7 protein-coding genes are annotated in these 4,201 nt (G+C 45.2%); 6 read left to right on the top strand and 1 reads right to left on the bottom strand.

All coding sequences use genetic code 11. The features are described 5' to 3' along the window. Both Q0198_RS01940 and Q0198_RS01945 read left to right on the top strand, forming a co-directional pair. A partial coding sequence (locus Q0198_RS01940; RefSeq protein WP_297894380.1) for a phage tail protein occupies positions 1-846 on the top strand: 846 nt, incomplete at its 5' end. 10 nt (positions 847-856) lie between these two features. After that, positions 857-1,273, top strand: a complete 417-nt coding sequence (locus tag Q0198_RS01945) for a DUF5675 family protein (RefSeq protein WP_297894381.1) — start codon at positions 857-859, stop codon at positions 1,271-1,273. Positions 1,274-1,327: 54 nt separating this feature from the next. Here the strand turns inward: Q0198_RS01945 and Q0198_RS01950 are convergent, their stop codons facing one another. Beyond that, positions 1,328-1,540 carry a hypothetical protein gene (locus tag Q0198_RS01950; protein ID WP_297894383.1) on the bottom strand — a complete coding sequence of 71 codons (213 nt, stop codon included), beginning with the start codon at positions 1,538-1,540 and terminating at the stop codon, positions 1,328-1,330. A 161-nt stretch (positions 1,541-1,701) separates the two neighbouring features. Between Q0198_RS01950 and Q0198_RS01955 the strand changes: the two genes are divergently transcribed. The 4 genes from Q0198_RS01955 to Q0198_RS01970 are packed head-to-tail and all read left to right on the top strand — an operon-like array spanning position 1,702 to position 4,086. Next, a complete protein-coding gene (locus tag Q0198_RS01955) occupies positions 1,702-1,998 on the top strand; it encodes a hypothetical protein (RefSeq protein ID WP_297894384.1) in 297 nt (98 codons plus the stop codon). 39 nt (positions 1,999-2,037) lie between these two features. Next, on the top strand, positions 2,038-2,406 hold the full coding sequence (locus Q0198_RS01960) for a hypothetical protein (protein ID WP_297894385.1): 369 nt from the start codon (positions 2,038-2,040) through the stop codon (positions 2,404-2,406). Positions 2,407-2,416: 10 nt separating this feature from the next. Next, positions 2,417-3,214, top strand: coding sequence for a hypothetical protein (locus tag Q0198_RS01965; RefSeq protein WP_297894386.1), 798 nt, complete (start codon positions 2,417-2,419; stop codon positions 3,212-3,214). Then, positions 3,211-4,086, top strand: a complete 876-nt coding sequence (locus Q0198_RS01970; protein WP_297894388.1) for a site-specific integrase — start codon at positions 3,211-3,213, stop codon at positions 4,084-4,086. Before Q0198_RS01965 ends, Q0198_RS01970 begins: the two co-directional genes overlap by 4 nt. Positions 4,087-4,201 lie beyond the last annotated feature (115 nt).

The raw sequence follows: 4,201 nt of genomic DNA on the forward strand, positions 1-4,201 counted from the left end.
CTCTTTGCAAAGCCGACATTCGGCGACAAGCTTGAGCTATATTTGGGTTGGGCGAGCGAAGGCGAGGAAGGTGCCGATAATATGTGGCTGTGCGGTAAATTTGCCGTGCAGACCTGCGAGCGAGATTACAAAGAGCAAAGTACCGAGGTGCGTGCGACCGCCGTAGATTTTGCCGGCGAGATCAAGACCAAAAAGCGCCGTAGCTGGGAAAATACCACGCTTTTTGCCATTGCCGGCAAGATCGCGGACGAAAATGCCCTGCGCCTCAAAACGAGCGGAGAGGATATGGCAATCAGATCGCGCCTACAAGACGGGGTGAGTGATTTGGAGTTTTTATATTCATTGGCAAAGGAGCTCGGCTATCTCGCCGCCACCAAAAACGATACTCTGATCCTAGCGCCAAAAAGCGGAGATGATGAAGCAGACGAAGCAGAGACAGAGAGCGGGCTACCGCAAATAGAATTAAATTTGATAGATCTCGCTTCTTTGAATATCACAGAGGCTAATCGTAACGCCTATAATGCAGTCGTATGCGAATGGCAAGACATCGCAAGCGGCAAGCGTAAGCAGATCAAGGTAGGCAAAGGCAAACAGACCTATAAGATGCAAATCCCAGAACCGAAAAGTGATGCTGAAGCTTATCGACTAGCGCAAAACAAGCTAAATGAGCTAAAAAAGGGCGGTATTAACGGGCGGTGCTCGTGTATGGGAGCAAATATTATAGCGGGGGCGCAAATTAAATTTAAAGGCGCTGCAGGGCTTGAGGATGTTAAATTTAGCATAAAATCGGTTTCGCATACGCTAGAGCCCACAAGTTATACCATAGAGATAGAATTTGAAGGATAAAGGAGTAAAAATGGTCTTAGAAATCTTTAGATTTAAAGAAATTGATGATATGACGCTAGGGCGTTTCGTATTGAGCGATGGCAAAAAAGTAGTGCTAATAGGCTATACCTGCGAGCCTGCGGGCCCTGATACTACACAAAGCGGTATGGATAGACGCATACCTCAAGGAAGGTATCAAATAGCCTGGCACGATAGCCCTAAATTTAGAGCAAGATTGCCTCTGCTTTGGAATAAAATAGTACCAAAAAGCCGCTGCATTCTGATCCACGCTGGCAATACCGGAAGCAATACCGAGGGTTGCGTGCTACTGGGCAACTCTTTGGGCGCGCGCGGAGTGAAAGACTCTCGTACGGCTTTGAGCGCACTACTTGCCGCCGTAAAGGGGCAAGAATTTGCAGTGAGAATTGTGAATCATATAGAAAAATAGCAGTAGGATTTTTATTACGAATTATTTAGGCGTTAAGGACCTTTTAAACGGCTTTTAACGCCTAAATTTTTCGATGAGTGCTAAAAGCTCGTCTAGCGCCCTAGCTTTCTCGTAGTTTTGCATCCAACTATCTATCCAATCGGGAACGGGGCGCTTTTCATCATTGAAGCTTCGCACGGACGCAGGATGAAGCCCCACCATCTCCGCAAAATCGGCAACGGACAAATTGAGATCTTTTAGCTTCGATACAAATTCTTGTTTTGTCATATCTATTCCTATCCAAATTTCCATAATTATAGCAAAATAAAACAAAATATTTTATTTTCTCATAAAAATAATGCAAAAAGTTTTAATAACTCTTGACATTTGAAACAAAATGTATTATAATACGCTCAATTTAAAACAAAATGTTTTACAAGGAGTAAAAAATGAAAAGGCTATTTTGGGAGCAAGGTGTCGAAGCGGTACGGCTTTTGAATGGCGAAGAGTTTAGTTTAGGTCATAATCCGGCTGGAATAATCATTTATGATGAAAACGGCGAAATCACAGGATTACAGAGCTACGATAACGCAATATTTTATCCCGCCAATATCATCAAAGATGTTTTGGGAGCCGAGGGGCAAGCATGGTCGAGCCTTGATGAGTTTCAACGTGATTGCTGCTTCGACTTTGACAATGAATTTAGCGGCTGGGATAATACTACATACACGAAAGAAATTTTATAAAATGCCCTATGTGCAGGCATAGTCCTAAAGGAGAAAAAGATGAAAACATCAGGATTTATGTTTCCATGCACCAAAATGTTTTTGGTGGAAACAAATAACGGCGAAATACTTTTCACCGAAATTCTAAAGGCTGAAAGAGCTTCCTGGAAAAAAGAAGAGCTCATAAAAACAACCGATGACGCCATCATAGCCGCCGAATTGAAGGGCGGCTATTCAAAAGAAATATTGCAAGCCTCAACGGCTGCAATAGCCCTAATAGATGGCTTCGTAGGCGTTGTAGGAAACAAAAACACCTACGAAATAAACAATATGTTGAAAGCCTGCGGGTTTTCTTGGGATTCAAAAAACAAAAAATGGGCCAAGGCTTCCGTTGCCACTATCGCCACAAAATATGGCGATAAAATTTAAAGGATAAAAAATGAAAAACATAAAGATCATCGAAGCTTCTTTTAGCGGAAGTAAAGACAGAGTTTATAGTTGGGCTATAGATGAGAGCGTAGAAGTTCACGAAGGCGATGCAGCTGTTGTGCAAAACAGAGATGGCATAGCGATCGTTTCCGTTGTCGGTGTCGCTCCATATGATGAAGATGAACATGGATGCACAAAATATCTCAAAAAGGTATTGAGCGTCGTTCCCGCCTCTCAAGTAGGCGATACTTTTGCTGTTGTTCCATCAAAGCAGCTTGATTTAATCTCACCTAGTAGAGGTGTACCATACACTATTATGGACGCCCTAGAAAAAGGACGCAAGAGGAGCAATGTTTACGCCTTAAGAATTTGGGTAAAGAAGGTGGATGAAAATTCCACCTACGGCGACGCAGACTATATCATAGGATTGGTTGATTTTCGCTGCAGCGAAAGCGTATGGAGCGAGAGCGTGAGTTTCGTTTTCCCTGAAATCTACGTGAAGGCTCACGTGAAAAACGGAACTGACGCTCCGCAACTTGAGCTTGGGGGTTGGGGCACTGGCGGAGAAATTCCCTTCGAAGAGAGAAAATATGCAGGACTCTTCGATGAGGGAGAGGCAATATCCTTCTCCTCCTGCAAGATATATGTAGGCGAAGAGTCCAATAGCGCATACGCGCAGGGAGAAAAGCATACTCATGTGTATTTCAAAGATTTTTCGGATAAAGAAAAGGAGCTCATTTTCGAGATGGTGAAAGAGCACTTGCTTAGCGAAATGTTTATTCGCAGGTGGTACGACAGGAGCCTATGATGACCCTCGCCTCTATCGCCCGAGACTATCTCGAAGCTCTCGGGCAGATAAATTTTGAACAGGACCGCAAGCAAAAGTTCGCGTTCTCACATACGAAATATCTGCCGAAAGATGCCGCCTGCATCAAGAAAGTGGATATTCAAAAGTGGCTGGCGGGGCTTGAGGAAGGTCTAGCCCCGAGCACTATCAAGCGCGTCGTGCTGTGCTGGCGCCGCGCCTGCGAGCAAGCAGTAGAAGCCGGAAAACTTGCAAAAAACCCGTTTGTGGGCGCAAAATATCCAAAGATCCCGCGCAGCAAAACCGATCCGTTTTCGGCAGAGGAAGTGGAGCTGATGCTCTCAAAGGCGAGCGGGCGGCTTGAGAGCTTTCTTGCTTTTGCGTTTTATACGGGAGCGAGGTGTTGCGAAATTTTGGCTCTGCGCTGGGAAGATATCGATAGGGAGGCTATGAGTATATCGATCAGCAAGAGCCTCACGGACGGGCTTGTTAAACCTCGCACCAAAACCGGAGAGGATAGGATCGTGCCGATATTTACGTCGCTTTTGCCATACATCGCCCGGCTTGAAAAGGATCGGGATAGCGAGTGGGTCTTTTCGGAAAGAGGCGATCATCTTTTCGGCTCTACGTCGCTTTTCGGCAACGGCAGGTGGCGAAAATTCCTTGATGAATGCGGTATCCCATACCGAAGCGCCAGACATACCCGCCACACGTTCGCAACCCACATGGTCGAGCGCGCGGTAAGGGGCGAAATCCCACTGAAATGGGTATCTCAAATCCTCGGCCACGCGAATTTGGATATGACAATCAAGGTGTATGCCCGGTTTCTACAAAACGAGCATATGAAAATCGATCGCTCAATAAATCTCTACTAAATTCTTTTTTAAACTCAAATATATGTTTCAATTCCCAACGGGATGGAATTCTACGGGTTACGGGATGTGGATCGGGATCGATTACCGCAGGTTTCAATTCCCAACGGGATGGAAT

It is taken from the genome of uncultured Campylobacter sp. (genome assembly GCF_938045205.1).
Lineage (GTDB): Bacteria > Campylobacterota > Campylobacteria > Campylobacterales > Campylobacteraceae > Campylobacter_B.

What these genes read in the sequence shown, in the direction of transcription:
- Q0198_RS01945 (WP_297894381.1), top strand. Translation starts at nt 857, where the DNA reads ATGGTCTTAGAAATCTTTAGATTTAAAGAAATTGATGATATGACGCTA.
- Q0198_RS01965 (WP_297894386.1), top strand. Translation starts at nt 2,417, where the DNA reads ATGAAAAACATAAAGATCATCGAAGCTTCTTTTAGCGGAAGTAAAGAC.
- Q0198_RS01955 (WP_297894384.1), top strand. Translation starts at nt 1,702, where the DNA reads ATGAAAAGGCTATTTTGGGAGCAAGGTGTCGAAGCGGTACGGCTTTTG.
- Q0198_RS01960 (WP_297894385.1), top strand. Translation starts at nt 2,038, where the DNA reads ATGAAAACATCAGGATTTATGTTTCCATGCACCAAAATGTTTTTGGTG.
- Q0198_RS01970 (WP_297894388.1), top strand. Translation starts at nt 3,211, where the DNA reads ATGATGACCCTCGCCTCTATCGCCCGAGACTATCTCGAAGCTCTCGGG.
- Q0198_RS01950 (WP_297894383.1), bottom strand. Translation starts at nt 1,540, where the DNA reads ATGACAAAACAAGAATTTGTATCGAAGCTAAAAGATCTCAATTTGTCC.